The following is a 15,955-nucleotide window of genomic DNA, read 5'->3' on the forward strand; positions in this document are numbered from 1 at the left end:
CGGCGTGGATCAACGACCCGGCCAAGCGCAGGGAACCCGCACCACAAACCTCATAACGTCACGACCGTCTCACTGGACTTGAAATCTTCCGTTCAAGCCGCTGCGGCAGCGCATCGAGTCCGTCAACCAGACCTTCAAGGTCAAGCTCGACCTCGAACGCCACCAAGGCCGCGCCCGGGGCGGAGTGATGCTCCGCGTCCTGCGACGCGTCCCCGCCCTGACGAGCGCGATCCGGCACGACGACCACACCGGCCAACCCGTCATGCGCTCGCTGACCGCCTACGACCACTAACCCTTCGCATCGTTCATCTAGGCTGTCTCGGTCGGCCGGGTGGCCGCTCATACGTGGGGGAGGGGTCGGGACGTGACCTTGCTGGAGAACGATCCGCGAGCGATCGGCGGATACCTTCTCGAGGACAGGCTCGGCGCGGGCGGGATGGGCGTGGTCTACCGCGCCCGGTCGGTGTCCGGCCGCAAGGTGGCGGTGAAGGTGATCCGGCCCGAGCTGGCCGCGGACGCCGAGTTCCGGGCCCGGTTCCGGCAGGAGGTCACGGCCGCGCGCAAGGTCAGCGGCGCGTTCACCGCACCCGTACTCGACGCGGACGCCGACGCCCCGGCCCCCTGGCTCACGACGCTCTTCATCGCCGGCCCCTCGTTGGGAGAACGGGTCTCCGGCCAGGGCCCGTTGACTCCGCCCGAGGTGCGCAGGCTGGCCGCCGGACTGGCCGAAGCACTCCGCGAGATCCACCGGGTCGGGCTGGTGCACCGCGACCTCAAGCCCGGCAACGTGCTGCTCGCAGAGGACGGCCCGCGCGTCATCGACTTCGGCATCGCCAAGCGGCCGGCGAGACCCAGCTCACCAGCACCGGAGTGGCCGTCGGCACCCCGCCGTTCATGGCGCCCGAGCAGTTCCGCAACGGCACGGCGACGGCGGCCACGGACGTGTTCGCCCTCGGCTCGGTGCTCGCCTTCGCGGCCACCGGGCGCGGCCCGTTCGGCGCGGACTCCTCGCACGCGGTGGGCTTCCGGATCGTCTACGAGGAGCCGGACCTGACCGGGCTGGCGCCGGAGCTACTCCCCGATGACGGCCGATCAGCGTGCCGTCGTCGGCCGCCACTGCCCCACCGGCTACGCCTCCCAGGTCCCGGTCACCGTGCTGCCGATCGCCGTGGTCTACAACGCGCCCGGGCTGGAGGGGTTGGAGTTCGACGCCCCGACGCTCGCCAAGATCTTCACCGGCAAGATCACCAAGTGGAACGACCCGGCGATCAAGGCCCTCAACTCGATCTGGAACCTGCCGGACTCGCCGATCGACGTGCGGATCCCGAGCAACGAGTCGGCGTCCACCGCCATCTTCGCCCAGTACCTGGCCAAGGCGGCGCCCTCCGACTTCCCGTACCAGCCGGGCCGGGCGTGGCCCGACAAGTCGCGGCCCACGTCCGGCACGAACGCTTCCGACCTCCCCGCCTACGTCGCCGGGAGTCAGTGGTCGATGTGCCGCTCCCGGACGCCGGCACCCTCCAGAAGGCCAAGGTGAAGTTCGGCGGCTCCCAGGCGGTGGAACTCACCCCCCACTCCGCCAGCATGATGGCCGCCGGGGGCTCGGTGCAGGGCACGGGCACCAACCTGACGGTCACGATCGACTACGCGAGGCCCGCCTCGGGTAGCTACCCCATCGTCGACGTCGGCTACGTCGGCTTCTGCGACCACGGCGGGGCCGACCGCGCCTTCGCCGGCACCGCCGTCCTGACGAATTTCCTGGCCCACGGGCTGAGCGCGCCGGGCCAGGCCGTCGGTGAGAACCTCATGTACGGCCCGCTTCCGGAGGCCCTGGCAAAGCGCGTGCTGGACTCCCTGGCCCCCCTGCGGTTGAAGCCCGGTAATTGATCAAGGATCAGCGCCGTGCGGATCGAGCGTCATCGGGTGGGGAGGCGCTGGTCCCGGCAACGTGCGAGGACTTCGTGAACTGCCGAAAGAGATCGTCGATGCCCTCGCCCCGCATGGCGGTCGTGTCGTGCATGCGTCCGGGGCGGAGGTTTGCCGGCCCACAGGGTGCGGCCCTTCCCTGTCCCGGCACGCCGTGGTCGAGGGCCGACGACGGGACGGCGCAGCACTGGGCGACGCGGACCGCCGCCGCCGCGCGAGAGGAGTTGATGAGCATTTTGCCGACATTTCCGGGGCGGCATCAGTCTGCTGTGCCGTACCTGAGCCCGTCGAAGGTGAGGTCGAGGAGCCGTTCGGCCTGTTCGCGCTGTTCGGGCTTCCCTGAGGCGAGGGCGACGCCGGTGAGGGCGGCGAACATGTCGGCTGGGCTGATGTCCGATCGGATGTCCCCGGCGGCGGTCGCGGCGTCCAGGAGCGAGGTGAGGGCGGTCATCATCAACTCCCGGCTGTGGGCGTAGGGGTTGACGCCGGAGTCGACGACGGCGCGGAGGGCGTCGGCCATCCCCAGTTTCGCGGTGGCGTAGTCGATGAAGCGCCCCATCCAGGCGCGAAGCGCCTCGCGTGGCGGCATGGCCGCCAGGAGTTCGGGGGCCGCGTCGCACAGTCGGCTCAGTTCGTTGCGGTAGGCGGCCTCGATCAGGAGTTCCCGGGTCGGGAAGTTGCGGTAGAGCGTGCCGGTCCCGACTCCCGCCTCCTTGGCGATGTACTCCAGGTGTGCGTCCAGTCCCTGCTCCGCGAAGACGCGCGCCGCGGTGGAGAGGATCTTCTCCCGGTTGCGCCGCGCATCGGCCCGCAGTGGCCGGCCGGTCTCTGTGGTCATCGGGGGGCTTTCTCCTCGAAGGGTTGCTAAGTGGAGGCGCCTCCGATTAACGTGCCACAAGTGGCGGCGCCTCCACTTACGAGTTTAGGGCACACGTCGCCGTCGTCCGCACAGTGCGGGCAAGCACATCAGAGGAGAAGACGATGAGCCTCCCGCTCGAAGGCAAGGTCGCCGTGGTCACCGGTGGCGCGTCCGGTGTCGGCCTGGGGATCGCCCAGGAATTCGTGGACCAGGGCGCCCGCGTGGTCATCACCGACCTTCAGCAGGACCAGCTGGACGAGGCGGTCGCCAGGATCGGCCCGAACTCCTCGGGCATCGTGGCCGACGTCACCGAGCTCGCGGACATGGAGGCGGCGTACCAAGAGGTCATCGCGCGCCACGGACACCTCGACGCGGTCGTGGCCAACGCCGGCATCGGCGCGCACGCCCCGCTCGGCGCGATCACCGAGGAGCAGTTCGACCGGACCTTCAACGTCAACGCCAAGGGCGTCCTGTTCACCGTCCAGCCGGCGATCGCGCTGCTGCCGCCCGGCGGCACGGTCGTCATCATCGGGTCGACCGCGTCCATCCAGCCCCCGGCCGGCATGGGCCTGTACGGCGGCTCCAAGGCCGCGGTGCGCGCCTTCATCCGGTCCTGGATCCAGGACATCAAGGGCACCGGCATCCGCATGAACGTCCTCAGCCCCGGCGCCGTGGACACCGAGTCCCTGCGCAGCGCCCTGGGCATGGCGCAGGGCGCCGACGCCGTTGCCGCCGCGGTCCAGAAGATGGGCGAGGGCAACCCGACCGGGCGGATCGCCGACCCCCGCGAGATGGGCAAGGCCGTGGCGTTCCTCTCCAGCGACGCCTCCAGCTTCATCACCGGCGTCGAGCTCTTCGCCGACGGCGGCATGGCGCAGATCTGAGCACGCTGAAGGGCTGGCGTCCAGTCAGTTGGAAGTCCTCGTACTGGAAAGCGTCGTCGAAGCCGATCTTGCGAGTGTCGTCCAGGTCGCGGCAGAAGTAGACGTGATCGATTCGCGCCCAGTAGATGGCGCTCATACACATGGGACAGGGTGCGCCGCCGATGTAGATGGAGCACCCCTTGAGCATCCGGGCACGCTTCGGCACCGGGTCGGTGGATCCTTCGGGGCGGGGGACGTACTCGAGGGTCGACTCGTTCTGGTGGTCTTCGGGAATGGAGGGCGACTCCGGGTTGAGGATCTGGCTCGCCTTGCGGATGCTCTCCACTTAGGCGTGCACGGTGGGGTCGCCGGTGAGCAGGACCCGGTTCTGGCCACGCGCGATGATCTCGCCGTCCAGCCGTACGGCTTCGGTCAGGAAAGCATTGTGGTTGTCCATGACAGGGCCTCCGAACCACTCAACGTTCGGTTAAATATCACGCTTTGCCGGTTTTGCCCACCGCGGCTAGCGTAGTTCGGGTGAGTGCTGCTGCAAGTCGTGGTGAGTACAGCGCCACCGTGCTCCTCTCGCAGAAGGTACGCAAGGACCGCGAGTCCGACTACCGGCGCTGGCAGGACAGGCTGACCGAGCTGGCACGGGGTTTCGACGGGTTCGACGGCACGGAGGTCTATCCGCCCGAGGACGGCGCGGACGGCGAATGGGTGGTCATCTTCCGTTTCGACCGGGCCGACCAGCTCATGGCCTGGCTCGATTCCTCTGAGCGCAGGCAGATGCTGGAGGAGGGACGTCCCCTGTTCGAGGGGCTGCCCGTCCAGGACGTGCTGGCCGGCGAGCCGCCGCTACCGGAGGCCGTGACGGCCGTGATCTCCCATCACGTCCTCACCAGCCGCGAGCCGCAGTTCGTGCGCTGGCACGCGAAGCTGCAGAAAGTGCAGGAGAAGGCCCCCGGCTACATGGGGCACGAACTCTTCCGGCCGGTGCCGGGAGTCCAGGAGAACTGGGTTTCCATCGTGCGCTTCGACACCCATGAGCACCTGGAGAACTGGCTCTCCTCCACCGCACGCGGGAAACTCCTCGACGACGGCCGCGACACCTTCGCCTCCTACGACGTACGGCGGATCCGTTCGGCGTTCAGCGGCTGGTTCCGCTTCGGCCGCGAGAGCGGCACGACCACCGTCCCGCCCAACTGGAAGCAGGCCATGTGCGTACTCCTGGGGCTCTATCCCACCGTCATGGTCCTGAACCTGACGGTGGGCAAGGCGCTGCAGGCCGCCAAGACGCCCGCCTACCTCGCGCTGTTCATCAGCAACGTGCTGAGCGTCAGCATCCTCACCTGGGCAGTGATGCCGCTCATCAGCCGGGCCCTGGAGTTCTGGCTGGCCCCCGGGCCCACGGCCCCCGGACGCACCCACGCGCTGGGCGCACTGGCGGTCGTGCTCGGCTACGCGGCGCTGCTGGCGCTCTTCGGACCGACGGTCGGATGACCACGGGGGCGTTCGTCGTCGAAGAGGTGGGCCACGTCGGCACCACGGACTAACCGGTTCCCCAACCCGGCCCGTGCAGCAGAAGACGCGCTGCTCCTGGAGCCTCGGTGCCTGTTTCCGAACATTGCCGTCCTGGCCGGGCAAGGCGCGACGAGGGCGCAGTAGAGGGCTGCTTCGCAATGACGGCAGGCGAACGGCCCGGGTGTCCGACGAATACGTGAGGCTCCTGGCCGCCGCCCGCGGCCACCACGGCAGTCCTGGAAGGCCGGCACCGGCCTGCCTGAAGGAAGTGGCCTCGATGCAGGGATCCCTCGTTCGGCGGTGGCAGGGGCGTGTTTCCCTGACCAATCGTCAATGCATCGTATACATCGTGTGTCCGTGATTCTTCACAGCTCACGGTTCTGCCGACCCCAGACCATCGCGGTTCGCTGTCGGAGCGCGGGACCGTGGCGCCGGTTACGAGGAGAGAGCGATGCGTCTGGCCCGTCCACCCGATTCCGCGGGAGAGCCCGCACGTCACAGTCCGGAGTCCGAGAGCGGCGGGCCCCGGCCAGGGCCCTGGGTGCGGGTGCGGGCCGTGGCGGCGGGGCTGGCCCTGACTGCCGGATTGGCCCTGCCGGCGCTGGCCCCGTCCCCGGCCATGGCCGCCACCGGCCAGCAGGGCTACGTCGACAACATCGGTGCCAACACGGTGACGGTGTTCAACACCGTCACCAACACCGTCACCACGACCATCCCCGTCGGCACTCAGCCGGCGGACGTCAAGGTCACCCCGAACGGCCAGCACGCCTACGTCGTCAACCGCGGCTCGGGCACCGTGTCGGTGATCGACACCACCACCAACACCGTCACCGCCACCATCCCCCTGCCCGCGGGCGACCACCCGCAGGCTTTGGCGATCACCCCGAACGGTCTGCACGCCTACGCCGCCAACTTCAACGGCACCGTGTCGGTGATCGACACCACCACCAACACCGTCACCACCGACATCCCCCTCCCCTCCGGCAGCGATCCGCGGTTCATCGCGACCACGCCGGACAGCCTCCACGCCTACGTCACCGAGCTCGGGCTCGGCCAGGTGCAGGTGATCGACACCACCAACAACACCATCAGCGCCACCATCAGCGGCTTCACCCAGCCTTCGGGTATCACGATCACCCCGGACGGCCTGCACGCCTACGTCGACGACTTCTCCTCGAACACCGTGTCGGTGGTCGACACCGCCACCAACGCCGTCGTGGGCTCCCCCATCCCCGTCGGCAACAACCCGTACGGCAACGCGATCACCCCGGACGGCCACCAGCTCTACGTCGGCAACGTCAGCGACGGCACCGTGTCGGTGATCGACACCACCACCAACAGCGTCACCACCACCGTCCCCGTCGGCGCCAGCCCCTACAAGCTCGGGGTGAACCCCGACGGCAAGCACGTCTACGCCGGCAACTTCTCCTCGAACACCGTGTCGGTGATCGACACCACCACCAACACCGTCACCGCCACCATCCCCGTCACCGGGCCGTTCGGTATCGCGATCACCCCGGTCGTCGCGGCGCCCTCGCTGACCATCACCAAGACCCACACCGGCAACTTCACCCCGGGCCGGACGGGCACCTACACCATCACCGTCGGCAACAACGGAACCGCCCCCACCGACGGCACCACCGTCACCGTGAAGGACACCCTCCCGGCCGGACTCACCGCCGCCAGCATCACCGGCAGGGGATGGCGCTGCGTCCAGAGGACCCTGACCTGCACCCGCAGCGACGTCCTCAACCCGGGGAACACCTACCCGCCCATCACCCTGCGGGTCCGCGTCGCCCGCACCGCCACCGGCACCCTCACCAACACCGCCACCGTCAGCGGAGGCGGCGACGGCACCGCCACCGCCACCGCCACCGACCCCACCGTCATCGACCCCTGCGACGACCACCACCACTGGTGACCACAACACCCCCGGCCACAGGCTCACAGGACCGGCACATCTGAACAGTCGAATGCTTCACCGGCATCCACGCTCGACTCCGAACGGGCGTGGATGCCGGCGTATCGGGGCCGCGTCCTCAGCGGGCGCTCCGAGCGGCGCTTCCACTCCAGCAGGTGGCCGTAGCCGCTGCGGATGGTGACTCCGACGGAGGCCATCACCCGCACCATGGGGGCGGAGCCGTCCGATGCTGCCGGTGACGCCGTGCTCGGCGGAGAAGTCGATCCCGGCGCGGACCCGCGCCGAAGCCGGCAGCGCACAGCTGGAGCCGGACCGGATCGGCGCGCCGGTCCGGCGGCGGTCACCGAGCCGGAGAGCGCGCCGGGCCCGGCCAGGTACGCGGTCGGGGCGCGGCGGCTCAGCCCCGGCCGCCGCCGTGTTCGTCGTCCGGCCATTTCCGGGTGTCCCGCGGCGGCACGTACGGCTCCTCGGCCGGGGACATGCCGCCCTCGATGGCTCGCTCCCGCGCCAGCTCGGCATCGAACTCGAGCCCCAGGAGGATCGACAGGTTGGACAGCCACAACCACACCAGGAACACGATCACCCCGGCGAGAGTGCCGTAGGTCCTGTTGTAGGAGCCGAAGTTCGCGACGTACGCGGCGAAGCCGCCGGACAGGGCCAGCCACAACAGCACGGCCAGCACGCTGCCCGGCGAGATCCAGCGAAAACCCCGGCCGCGGACGTTCGGCGCCGCCCAGTACAGCAGTGCGATCATGAACGACACCAGCGCGACCAGCACCGGCCACTTCGCGATCGACCAGACCGTCACCGCGGTGTGCCCGAGCCCGAGAACGTCCCCGGCCCGCTTCGCCACCGGGCCCGTGAACACCACGATCACGGCACTGGCCACCAGCAGCACCATCATCAGCAGCGTGAGTCCGACCCGTAGGGGCGTGGTCTTCCACGCCGGCCGGCCCTCCCGGATGTCGTAGACCGCGTTGCCCGCCCGGATGAACGCCGCGATGTACCCGGACGCCGACCACAACGCACCCGCCAGGCCCACCACCGCCAGCACCCCACCCGTCCCCCGGCCGGCCTGCAACTGCGTGACCGCGCTGCGGAGGATGTCGCGCGCCGATCCGGGCGCGAGCTGCTGCAGGTTGTCCAGCACTCCGTTGGTCGCGGACGAGCCGATCAGACCGAGCACCGACACCAGCACCAGCAATGCCGGGAAGACCGCCAGCACCCCGTAGTACGTCAGCGCGGCGGCGCGGTCCGGCAGCTCGTCGTCGAGGAACTCCCGCCCGGTGCGCCTGAGCACCTTGAACCAGCCGCGAGCCGGTACCTGCGACGGTTCGTCCGGCCCTTCGTCGGCGGCCCTCTGCGGGCCGCGCGCCGCCGTGTCGCCCTGTTCACCGCGTGTTCTTCGGAACAGTCCCATGGGCGGCGTGTGCCCGTCCGCCACGACTCACACGCCCGACCGAGGGCCGACCGCAAGAGAGTCAACCAGCCGGATCACACTGCGGCGCCGGCCGGCACCTCCACGCCGCGGGCGGTGCCAGGTGGCGTTGCCGAGAGTCCGCGGTGGCGGTCAGTGCCGCGCCGACCGCGCCGGCTCCAGGGCCGTCGACGGCAAGGCGCGCTGGCCTCCGGCGGGCCGGGGCAGGAGGACGGCGAGGAGCTCGGCGACGGTGGGACCGGCGTCGGCGGGATGGCGCAGCTGTTTGGCGGCGAGGACGCTGTAGTGGTTGGTGCGGCCGCGGCGTTCGTGGGAGAGGTATCCGGCCTGTTCGAGGTCGGTGATGATGCGCTGGACGGCGCGTTCGGTGAGCAGGCAGCAGGTGGCGATGTCACGCACCCGGATGCCGGGGTCGCGGGCTATCTGGACCAGGACGCGGGCGTGGTTGGTCAGGAAGGTCCACTGCCGCTCCGCCGACGTGCCGTTGTCCATGCCTCCACGATACGACCCGGGTTTCACGCCTCATGAAGCACGACATCGTATTCACGTCATGGTTGACATGTCCGGTGGACGAGCGAACAGGGGAAGTACCCGCGGCGTGTCGGGGCGGGTCCCACGAGGCCTTACGGCTGGGAGATGGTGCACGTGGAGGCGATGAGCAGGGAGGGGCTCGAGCGGCTGCGTGTGCTGCTGGTGGCACGGATCGGGGCGCCCTGCGAGCACGGTGAGGACGCCGGCCGCATCGAGCCGCTGCGCCGCCAGGTGCAGCAGTCCCTCACCGGCATCGACGCCTACCTCGCCGCCGCCGAGACGGGCAGCTGCACCACGGTCGGCCTGCGCGAGCGCGCCCAGGACCTGTGGAACGGCCTGGAACGCCTGGCCCGCGCCTGGCCCGAACAGGACACCGCCCCCGTCGTGGACGACGCGGCCCGGGTGCCCGCGCAGCCCGCGCCCCCGGACTGAGAGCGCACCGCGCTCACAGCCGGCTGAAGGCGCCGCTACGCGCAGCGGCACAAGCGCTGTTCTGGCTCGTCCCGCCGAACCCGCAGGCACCGAGCGCTCAGGCGCACTACGTCCACTTCGCACGGGTGGGCGCCGCCGCCGTCGCCCGTCACGACGTCGGCCACGTCGTCGGGGTCTCCAGCGCCGGCCACGGCTGGCCGGTCCCCGCCGGCGTCCTGTCGGCGGCCTTCGCGATGGACGCCGAACTGAGCGCGTCCGGTGCGGCGTACCGGGCACTGTCCATGCCCTTCTACATGGAGAACCTCCTGCGACAGCTCGACGCCATCCGCGAGCAGGGCGCCTTCTACCTGACCTGCGCGGGTGACCTGCCGCTGGCGTCGATCGCCACCCGGGACATCGCCGACACCGCCGCCGGCCTCCTCGCCGACCCGTCCTGGACCGGCCAGGAGAACCTCCCGGTGTTCGGCCCCGACCGGTTGACCCCCGACGGCATGGCCGAAGTGATCAGCCAGGAACTCGGACGCCCGGTCGCTTACCGCCGCATGGGCATCGACGACTACGCCTCGCTGCTGCGTTCCCAGGGCGCCGACGACCAGGCCGTCAAGGACCTGACCGAGGCGTTCGCCGCGCAGGAGCAGGGCGTCTACGACGCGGACTGGGCGACGGCCGAGCCCACGACGACGGACTTCCGGACCTGGTGCAGGAACGTCCTCAAGCCAGCCGCAGAAGCCCACGCCTCATGACCCGATCAGGACCCGGGCCGGCGGAGTGCCGCGCGCTGCGCCCAGGCGGCCTTCACCGGTATTGTGGTGAAACTAGTCTCGAAATGCAATTACGGAGTTTTCAGGATGAACGACTCAAAGCCCGTCGTGTTCCAGCACGGCCAGGCATTTCTCGCGACGATCTCGGAGCGCTGGAACTATCAGATCCTGCGCGAGGTCTTCTTCGGCACCGCACGGTTCGGCGAACTCAAGCGGGCGCTGGGCATCTCGACGAACATCCTGACCACGCGCCTGAACGCCCTGACCGAGCTGGGCTTGCTCACGCGGCGGGTCTACCGCGAGGACAAGCAGTGGTTCGAGTACGAGCTCTCGGACAGCGCTCGCGAGCTGGTCGTGCCGGCGATCGTGGCGATCACCCGCTGGGCCGAGGAGCACGGGCCGGATTCGCAGGCCGCCGGCGCCACCCCTCGTCGGCCGCTGTTGCACACCGCGTGCGGCAAGGAGACCGAGCCCTACCTGGCGTGCGGCGTCTGCCACCAACCAATCCAGGCATCGAACCTGGTCCCACTGGTTGCAGATCAGAACTAGTTGTAATACGCTTCTGGCTTGGGGTCGGAGAACGACCCCATAGCGAGAGGAAACGCCATGACCACGACCTGGCTCGACAGCGTCACCGAGCGGCTCATCCCCACCTCGCTCGGGTTGATCAACGTCCGCGACGGCGGCAAGGCGGACGGCTCGACCCTGATCTTCTGGCCGAGCTTGATGATGGACGGCACCATGTGGCGCTACCAGTACGAGCACTTCGCCCCCACCCACCGCGTGGTACTCATCGACAGCCCCGGACACGGCAAGTCCGACGCCCTGCGCCGGATCATCGACCTGAAGCAGTGCGCCGACGCGCTGGTCGAGATCCAGGACACGCTCGGCATCGACAAGGCGGTGCTGATCGGCAACAGCTGGGGCGGCATGCTCGCCGGCGTCTTCCCCGCCTACCACCCGGACCGCTCGGTCGGGACAGTCGGCATCAACTGCACGGCCTCGCTCCCTACGACCTTCGAGAGCATCTGGGCCACCGCGCTGGTCGGCTACCTGTCGCTGAACTCGAAGATGCCGCAACTGGCCCTGAAGGCGGCCCGCGGCGCGTTCGCCGGGCCGACGGCCGAGGCCGAACGCCCGGAGTTCGTCGAGTTCCTGAAGTTCGTGCTCACCAACGACCCCAAGTCGGTCGCCTGGGCGCTGCGCAGCATCCTGATCGGCCGCCGCGACGAACACCGCCTGCTCGCCACGATCAAGGACGTACCCGTCCTCGTGATCGCCGGCGAGGAGGACAGCCAGTTCCCCGTGCACGCCGTGCGCCGGATGGCCGACGCGATCCCCACCGCCACCTTCAAAGTGCTGCCGCACACCGGCCACCTCGCCGCTCGCGAGAACCCGCAGGCCGTCAACGCCGAGATCGACGCCTTCCTCGCCGAGCTGCCCGCGCTGGAAAGGATCCGACGAGCATGACCGCCACCATCACCGACCGCGGCGGAGCCCCCGCATGGGTCAGCGCCTTCATGCACGAGATCGACACCCTCGAGTTCGCGACCGCGTTCGCCACGAACCTCGACCAGGACACCGAGATGATCTTCGGTACGGCGCGCGTGCACGGAGTCGAGGCCATCAAGGACTTCTTCGTGAAGATCGACGCCCCGCTCATCACCACGCACGAGGTGATCGAGACGTGGACCGTCGGGGACGTGTTGATCCTTCGGGGCGAGGCGACCGTCGCCAAGAAGACCGAGCCCGACAACGTCGTGTGTGCCCCCTTCACGCACATCTTCCACCTCGACCAGAGCGACGAAGCGGCGCCGCGAATCCGCAGCCTGCACATCACGGCAGGGCCCGTCGACCCCGACGCCCTGCTCTGAGCATCCCGTGGGCGTACACGCGAAGGTGCCCCACGACCGGCGATGCTCTGCCTTTCAACGGGTCGGCCGCGGGCCGGCCCTCGACACGGGCATCGGCGCCGATCGGCAAGCCCGCCCGTTCCCGGCGTGCGGGGGATATGCGCACGGGATAGGCTGACCAGCAGGAAGGTCATGATCTCTGAGCGGTTCTACCCGCCGGTCGCCTCGTGGGCGACAACCAGATTCTTTCTGCGGCGACCCGACGGGCGCGGCGCGCACCCTCGCAGTCCGCGGAGGTGGGCAACGGCCGAGTCCCTTTCTCCTCAGCCTTGCCGCGCCTTGCGCGCCGAAACGGCGCCGGCTTCCGGGCCCGCAGCTTGCAGCCCCTGTGGAGGTCGGGATGCGAGTTGTCGTTGATCTTTCCCGATGCGAAGGATATGCGCAGTGCGCCTTCCTCGCTCCGGACGCGTTCCGGATGCACGGCGAGGAAGCACTGATGTACGACCCGAACCCCGACGACGCCCGACGCGACCAGGTGCTGCGCGCCGCGGCGGCCTGCCCGGTCCAGGCGATCCTGGTCGACCAGTTGGAGGGACGGGACGCACTGGCGGAGGCATCGCCGTCATGACCAGTGCCGAGAACCTGCAAGCCTTCAAGCGCGAGGGCCGCATCGTGGTCGTCGGGGCGTCCCTGGCGGGACTGCGGGCAGCGGAGGCGCTGCGCGGCGAGGGTTTCACCGGATCGCTGACCATGATCGGCGACGAGACGGGAGAGCCCTACGACCGGCCTCCCCTCTCCAAGCAGGTACTGACCGGGTGGGTGCCGGCCGAGAACACCAAGCTGCCGCGCCGTCGCGAGATCGATGCGGAGTGGCTGCTGGGCGTGCCCGCCAGCGGACTGGACCTGGCCGGCAACCACGTGCGTCTCGCCGACGGACGCCAGGTTCCCTTCGACCGGGTGCTGATCTCCACCGGGGTCCGGGCCCGGCCGTGGTTCGTCGAGAGCGAGGCGGCTCTGGACGGGGTCTTCGTCGTGCGTACCCGCGAACACGCCGAAGGTCTCCGGCGTGCACTCGCCGCCCGGCCCTCACGCGTGCTGGTCATCGGCGCGGGATTCACCGGCTCCGAGATCGCCTCGGTCTGCCGCGAACGGGAGATCCCGGTGACCGTCGCCGAACTCGCGCCGGCGCCGCTGGTCGGGGCGCTCGGCGCCATGATCGGTGAGGTCGCCGCGGACATGCAGCGCGCTCACGGCGTCGACCTGCGCTGCGGTGTCAAGGTCACCCGGCTGGAGGGCGACGCGCAGGGACGGCTGCGCCGCGCGCACTTCGACGACGGCAGCACGATCGACACCGACGTGGCGGTCGTGGCGCTCGGGGGCATTCGCAACACCGAGTGGCTGCAGGGCTCGGGGCTGGCCGCGGGGGTCTGGGGCATTGCCTGCGACACGGGCTGCCGCGCCCTCGACCTCAACGGCCTGATCACGGACGACGTCTTCGCCGCCGGAGACGTGGCACGCTGCCCGAACCCGGTCTACGAGTACCGGCTCATCTCGCTGGAGCACTGGGCCAACGCCGTGGAGCAGGCCGAGGTCGCGGCGCACAACATGGTCAGCGGCCAGGCGGACCGCTGGCCCCACCTGTCCATCCCGCTGTTCTGGTCGATCCAGTTCGGGGTCAACATCAAGTCCGTCGGCGTGCCGACCTTCGCCGACGAGGTGGTCGTCACCCAGGGATCGGTGCCCGACCGCCGCTTCGTCGCCGCATACGGCTATCGGGGCCGTGTCACCGCGGCGGTGAGCTTCAACAACGCGAAGTGGCTGGACCACTACCGGCAACTGATCGAGACGGCCGCACCCTTCCCCCCGCCCTGCCCCGCCCCCGACCAGCCCGCCGACATGAAACCGGTGCCCGTCGACTTCCCCGGCCCCACTCTGCTGGCCCAGGGCGCCACCGTGGTCGTCACCGGCCACGACCCGAGCGAGCGCCGCGTCACGGCCGCGCACCAGCACCGCTAGGAGGGAAAGCGAGATGACCACGACCGAGACGCCCGACACGCTGCGCCGGATCCTCGACTACTCCTCCCGAGCCGACCCGTACCCGCTGTACGCCGAGCTGCGCAAGACACCCGTGGCCCGGCAGGAGGACGGCAGCTACGTCATCAGTACCTGGCGCGAGATCACCGACATCCTGCACAACCCGCACCTGAGCTCGGACACCCGCAACCTCTCGCATCCGACGGCCGGAGCCGAAGAGCGGACCACCCCGGCGTTCATCAACCTCGACCCGCCCGAGCACGACCGCCTTCGGCGCATGGCGATGCGCCACTTCGGCCCCCCGCACACCCCGGGACTCGTGACCGGCATGGAACCCGCCCTGACCGGCATCGTCGGTGGCTTGATCGACGACTTCGCGGGCAAGGAACAGATCGACCTCGTCGACGACTTCGCCTACCCGTTCCCCGTCACCGTGATCTGCCACCTGCTCGGCGTACCACGCGAGGACGAACCGAGGTTCCACCTGTGGGTCAACGACATCATCGACCTGATCGACTACAACCCCGAGACCGACCCGAAGGAAAAGCTCGACAACGGCATCCAGGCCCGCGAAGACCTGCGCCACTACATCGGCGGCCTGGTCGAACAACGACACGGCAGGCCGGGTGACGACCTGTTGTCACGGCTGGCCAACGACGACGGGCCCGACGGGCGGATGACCGACGAGGAAATCGTCGCCACCGCCAACCTGCTGCTCATCGCCGGCCACGAGACCACCGTCAACCTCATCACCAACGGCATGCTGACGCTGCTGCGCCACCCGCAGGTGCTGCAGCGGCTGCGCGACCAACCGGACCTGGTCGTGCCACTGACAGAGGAACTGCTGCGGTACGAGCCGCCCGTCCACATCGTTCCCTGGCGGGCGGCGTACAGCGACATCACCGTCGCCGACACCGTGATCCCCAAAGGCTCCCGGATCATGCTGATGCTGGCCTCGGGCAGCCGCGATCCGAACCGCTTCCACGATCCGGACCGCTTCGACCCCGATCGGCGTGACAACCGGCACCTGGGATTCGGCAGCGGTATCCACCTGTGCTTCGGCGGCCCATTGGCCCGGCGGGAGGCCCAGATCGCGCTGACCGAGCTGGTACGCCGCGTCGACCGCCCCAGGCTCGTCGCCGACCCGCCACCGTACCGGCGCAGCCCCGTTCTTCGCGGCCCGATCCATCTGCACATCGAGCAGGACGGCGATTAGCACCGCCGGCCAACGCCGCGTCTGCCGGCGGATGCCGTCGAGGCCGGTGCCAGGTCACCCCGTGGGCGGCGGACCCGTAGGACCGTCGCCAGCGCCAGGCTCCCGGGGGGCCCGGCGGCGGGCCTCGGCGAGGGCCCGCTCGAACTGCTCGCGGGCCCGCCGCTGAATGCCGTCGCTGTCGCGCAGGAGCGCGTCCATCTCCTCGGGTGTGGCGGGGACGGGGGCCGGTCCCGCGTCGGTCAGGCGGTCGTAGAGCCATCGGCACGCCCGAGCCTCGTCCGCGAACCGTTCGAACACCTCCCGTTGGCCGCGCTCGTCGACTCCCACCACCCACGCCCCGGCGCGTTCTTCGAGGAAGTAGCGGTCGGCCCGGTGAGGGCCGCGGGGACAGCCGGGGATCTCGTAGTACGCCTGCGGGACCCCGGCCGCCCGAAGGGCCCGGCACAGCTGGAACCGGTCCATGAAGCCAGTCTCCCCCACGACGACGTCGGGGGCCGGCCCCCCCCCGGGCCGGGCCCCCCCCCGCCGGGGGACCCACGTTTGGGCGTAAACACCAACCGCGCGCGCCTCACCAACCGCAGCGCCGGCGGAGACCTC

Annotated in this window: 20 protein-coding genes and 1 pseudogene; 15 read left to right on the forward strand and 6 right to left on the reverse strand. The window is 69.8% G+C overall.

The window, feature by feature from the left end; genetic code table 11:
- Positions 1-91: 91 nt before the first annotated feature.
- The 4 genes and pseudogenes from ACH4J0_RS36410 to ACH4J0_RS36425 form a co-directional block, all read left to right on the forward strand.
- Positions 92-292 (forward strand): annotated as a pseudogene (locus ACH4J0_RS36410) (IS982 family transposase); the annotation flags it as partial.
- Between the two features lie 72 nt (positions 293-364).
- On the forward strand, positions 365-1,054 hold the full coding sequence (locus ACH4J0_RS36415) for a serine/threonine-protein kinase (protein ID WP_396245464.1): 690 nt from the start codon (positions 365-367) through the stop codon (positions 1,052-1,054).
- Positions 1,055-1,081: 27 nt separating this feature from the next.
- Positions 1,082-1,537 (forward strand): substrate-binding domain-containing protein, encoded by a 456-nt coding sequence (locus ACH4J0_RS36420; RefSeq protein ID WP_396245465.1) that lies wholly within the window; start codon positions 1,082-1,084, stop codon positions 1,535-1,537.
- Entirely contained in the window at positions 1,495-1,887 is a 393-nt protein-coding gene (locus ACH4J0_RS36425) for a hypothetical protein (protein ID WP_396245466.1), read from the forward strand. Before ACH4J0_RS36420 ends, ACH4J0_RS36425 begins: the two co-directional genes overlap by 43 nt.
- A gap of 298 nt (positions 1,888-2,185) precedes the next feature.
- Here ACH4J0_RS36425 and ACH4J0_RS36430 read toward each other — a convergent pair whose 3' ends face one another.
- A complete protein-coding gene (locus ACH4J0_RS36430; RefSeq protein WP_396245467.1) occupies positions 2,186-2,764 on the reverse strand; it encodes a TetR/AcrR family transcriptional regulator in 579 nt (192 codons plus the stop codon).
- A gap of 143 nt (positions 2,765-2,907) precedes the next feature.
- On the opposite strand from ACH4J0_RS36430, the gene ACH4J0_RS36435 reads away from it, so the two are divergent.
- Complete coding sequence (locus ACH4J0_RS36435; RefSeq protein WP_396245468.1) at positions 2,908-3,669, forward strand: SDR family NAD(P)-dependent oxidoreductase; 762 nt, start codon at positions 2,908-2,910, stop codon at positions 3,667-3,669.
- On the opposite strand, the gene ACH4J0_RS36440 is transcribed toward ACH4J0_RS36435, so the two are convergent.
- Positions 3,623-3,994 carry a hypothetical protein gene (locus ACH4J0_RS36440; RefSeq protein WP_396245469.1) on the reverse strand — a complete coding sequence of 124 codons (372 nt, stop codon included), beginning with the start codon at positions 3,992-3,994 and terminating at the stop codon, positions 3,623-3,625. The genes ACH4J0_RS36435 and ACH4J0_RS36440 overlap by 47 nt on opposite strands.
- Positions 3,995-4,185: 191 nt before the next feature.
- Between ACH4J0_RS36440 and ACH4J0_RS36445 the strand changes: the two genes are divergently transcribed.
- Positions 4,186-5,151, forward strand: coding sequence for an antibiotic biosynthesis monooxygenase (locus ACH4J0_RS36445; protein WP_396245470.1), 966 nt, complete (start codon positions 4,186-4,188; stop codon positions 5,149-5,151).
- Between the two features lie 577 nt (positions 5,152-5,728).
- A complete protein-coding gene (locus tag ACH4J0_RS36450; protein WP_396245471.1) occupies positions 5,729-7,093 on the forward strand; it encodes a beta-propeller fold lactonase family protein in 1,365 nt (454 codons plus the stop codon).
- Between the two features lie 23 nt (positions 7,094-7,116).
- Here ACH4J0_RS36450 and ACH4J0_RS36455 read toward each other — a convergent pair whose 3' ends face one another.
- The 3 genes from ACH4J0_RS36455 to ACH4J0_RS36465 form a co-directional block, all read right to left on the reverse strand.
- Positions 7,117-7,290: a hypothetical protein gene (locus tag ACH4J0_RS36455; protein ID WP_396245472.1), complete on the reverse strand. Its 174-nt coding sequence runs from the start codon at positions 7,288-7,290 to the stop codon at positions 7,117-7,119.
- Between the two features lie 200 nt (positions 7,291-7,490).
- Positions 7,491-8,513 carry a YihY/virulence factor BrkB family protein gene (locus ACH4J0_RS36460; protein ID WP_396245473.1) on the reverse strand — a complete coding sequence of 341 codons (1,023 nt, stop codon included), beginning with the start codon at positions 8,511-8,513 and terminating at the stop codon, positions 7,491-7,493.
- 150 nt (positions 8,514-8,663) lie between these two features.
- Positions 8,664-9,023 (reverse strand): helix-turn-helix transcriptional regulator, encoded by a 360-nt coding sequence (locus ACH4J0_RS36465; protein WP_396245474.1) that lies wholly within the window; start codon positions 9,021-9,023, stop codon positions 8,664-8,666.
- A gap of 144 nt (positions 9,024-9,167) precedes the next feature.
- On the opposite strand from ACH4J0_RS36465, the gene ACH4J0_RS36470 reads away from it, so the two are divergent.
- From ACH4J0_RS36470 to ACH4J0_RS36505, 8 genes are all read left to right on the forward strand, one after another.
- The gene (locus ACH4J0_RS36470) at positions 9,168-9,494 is read left to right on the forward strand and encodes a hypothetical protein (protein ID WP_396245475.1); all 327 of its coding nucleotides are present in this window, start codon (positions 9,168-9,170) and stop codon (positions 9,492-9,494) included.
- Positions 9,495-9,619: 125 nt separating this feature from the next.
- A complete protein-coding gene (locus ACH4J0_RS36475) occupies positions 9,620-10,237 on the forward strand; it encodes a hypothetical protein (RefSeq protein ID WP_396245476.1) in 618 nt (205 codons plus the stop codon).
- A 105-nt stretch (positions 10,238-10,342) separates the two neighbouring features.
- Entirely contained in the window at positions 10,343-10,804 is a 462-nt protein-coding gene (locus ACH4J0_RS36480) for a winged helix-turn-helix transcriptional regulator (RefSeq protein ID WP_396245477.1), read from the forward strand.
- A 57-nt stretch (positions 10,805-10,861) separates the two neighbouring features.
- A complete protein-coding gene (locus tag ACH4J0_RS36485; RefSeq protein ID WP_396245478.1) occupies positions 10,862-11,725 on the forward strand; it encodes an alpha/beta fold hydrolase in 864 nt (287 codons plus the stop codon).
- Positions 11,722-12,129: a nuclear transport factor 2 family protein gene (locus ACH4J0_RS36490; protein WP_396245479.1), complete on the forward strand. Its 408-nt coding sequence runs from the start codon at positions 11,722-11,724 to the stop codon at positions 12,127-12,129. The genes ACH4J0_RS36485 and ACH4J0_RS36490 overlap by 4 nt, the downstream gene beginning before the upstream one ends.
- A 379-nt stretch (positions 12,130-12,508) precedes the next feature.
- A complete protein-coding gene (locus ACH4J0_RS36495) occupies positions 12,509-12,736 on the forward strand; it encodes a ferredoxin (protein WP_396245480.1) in 228 nt (75 codons plus the stop codon).
- The gene (locus ACH4J0_RS36500) at positions 12,733-14,124 is read left to right on the forward strand and encodes an NAD(P)/FAD-dependent oxidoreductase (protein WP_396245481.1); all 1,392 of its coding nucleotides are present in this window, start codon (positions 12,733-12,735) and stop codon (positions 14,122-14,124) included. The genes ACH4J0_RS36495 and ACH4J0_RS36500 overlap by 4 nt, the downstream gene beginning before the upstream one ends.
- Positions 14,125-14,137: 13 nt before the next feature.
- Positions 14,138-15,358, forward strand: a complete 1,221-nt coding sequence (locus ACH4J0_RS36505; RefSeq protein ID WP_396245482.1) for a cytochrome P450 — start codon at positions 14,138-14,140, stop codon at positions 15,356-15,358.
- Positions 15,359-15,412: 54 nt separating this feature from the next.
- Here ACH4J0_RS36505 and ACH4J0_RS36510 read toward each other — a convergent pair whose 3' ends face one another.
- Complete coding sequence (locus tag ACH4J0_RS36510) at positions 15,413-15,820, reverse strand: hypothetical protein (protein WP_396245483.1); 408 nt, start codon at positions 15,818-15,820, stop codon at positions 15,413-15,415.
- Positions 15,821-15,955 lie beyond the last annotated feature (135 nt).

It is taken from the genome of Kitasatospora sp. NPDC017646, assembly GCF_044329365.1.
Taxonomy (GTDB): domain Bacteria; phylum Actinomycetota; class Actinomycetes; order Streptomycetales; family Streptomycetaceae; genus Kitasatospora.

Coding starts and splice junctions, on each gene's coding strand:
- ACH4J0_RS36420 (WP_396245465.1), top strand. CDS start 1,082: ATGACGGCCGATCAGCGTGCCGTCGTCGGCCGCCACTGCCCCACCGGC.
- ACH4J0_RS36430 (WP_396245467.1), bottom strand. CDS start 2,764: ATGACCACAGAGACCGGCCGGCCACTGCGGGCCGATGCGCGGCGCAAC.
- ACH4J0_RS36435 (WP_396245468.1), top strand. CDS start 2,908: ATGAGCCTCCCGCTCGAAGGCAAGGTCGCCGTGGTCACCGGTGGCGCG.
- ACH4J0_RS36455 (WP_396245472.1), bottom strand. CDS start 7,290: ATGGCCTCCGTCGGAGTCACCATCCGCAGCGGCTACGGCCACCTGCTG.
- ACH4J0_RS36460 (WP_396245473.1), bottom strand. CDS start 8,513: ATGGGACTGTTCCGAAGAACACGCGGTGAACAGGGCGACACGGCGGCG.
- ACH4J0_RS36465 (WP_396245474.1), bottom strand. CDS start 9,023: ATGGACAACGGCACGTCGGCGGAGCGGCAGTGGACCTTCCTGACCAAC.
- ACH4J0_RS36470 (WP_396245475.1), top strand. CDS start 9,168: ATGGTGCACGTGGAGGCGATGAGCAGGGAGGGGCTCGAGCGGCTGCGT.
- ACH4J0_RS36480 (WP_396245477.1), top strand. CDS start 10,343: ATGAACGACTCAAAGCCCGTCGTGTTCCAGCACGGCCAGGCATTTCTC.
- ACH4J0_RS36485 (WP_396245478.1), top strand. CDS start 10,862: ATGACCACGACCTGGCTCGACAGCGTCACCGAGCGGCTCATCCCCACC.
- ACH4J0_RS36490 (WP_396245479.1), top strand. CDS start 11,722: ATGACCGCCACCATCACCGACCGCGGCGGAGCCCCCGCATGGGTCAGC.
- ACH4J0_RS36495 (WP_396245480.1), top strand. CDS start 12,509: ATGCGAGTTGTCGTTGATCTTTCCCGATGCGAAGGATATGCGCAGTGC.
- ACH4J0_RS36500 (WP_396245481.1), top strand. CDS start 12,733: ATGACCAGTGCCGAGAACCTGCAAGCCTTCAAGCGCGAGGGCCGCATC.
- ACH4J0_RS36505 (WP_396245482.1), top strand. CDS start 14,138: ATGACCACGACCGAGACGCCCGACACGCTGCGCCGGATCCTCGACTAC.
- ACH4J0_RS36510 (WP_396245483.1), bottom strand. CDS start 15,820: ATGGACCGGTTCCAGCTGTGCCGGGCCCTTCGGGCGGCCGGGGTCCCG.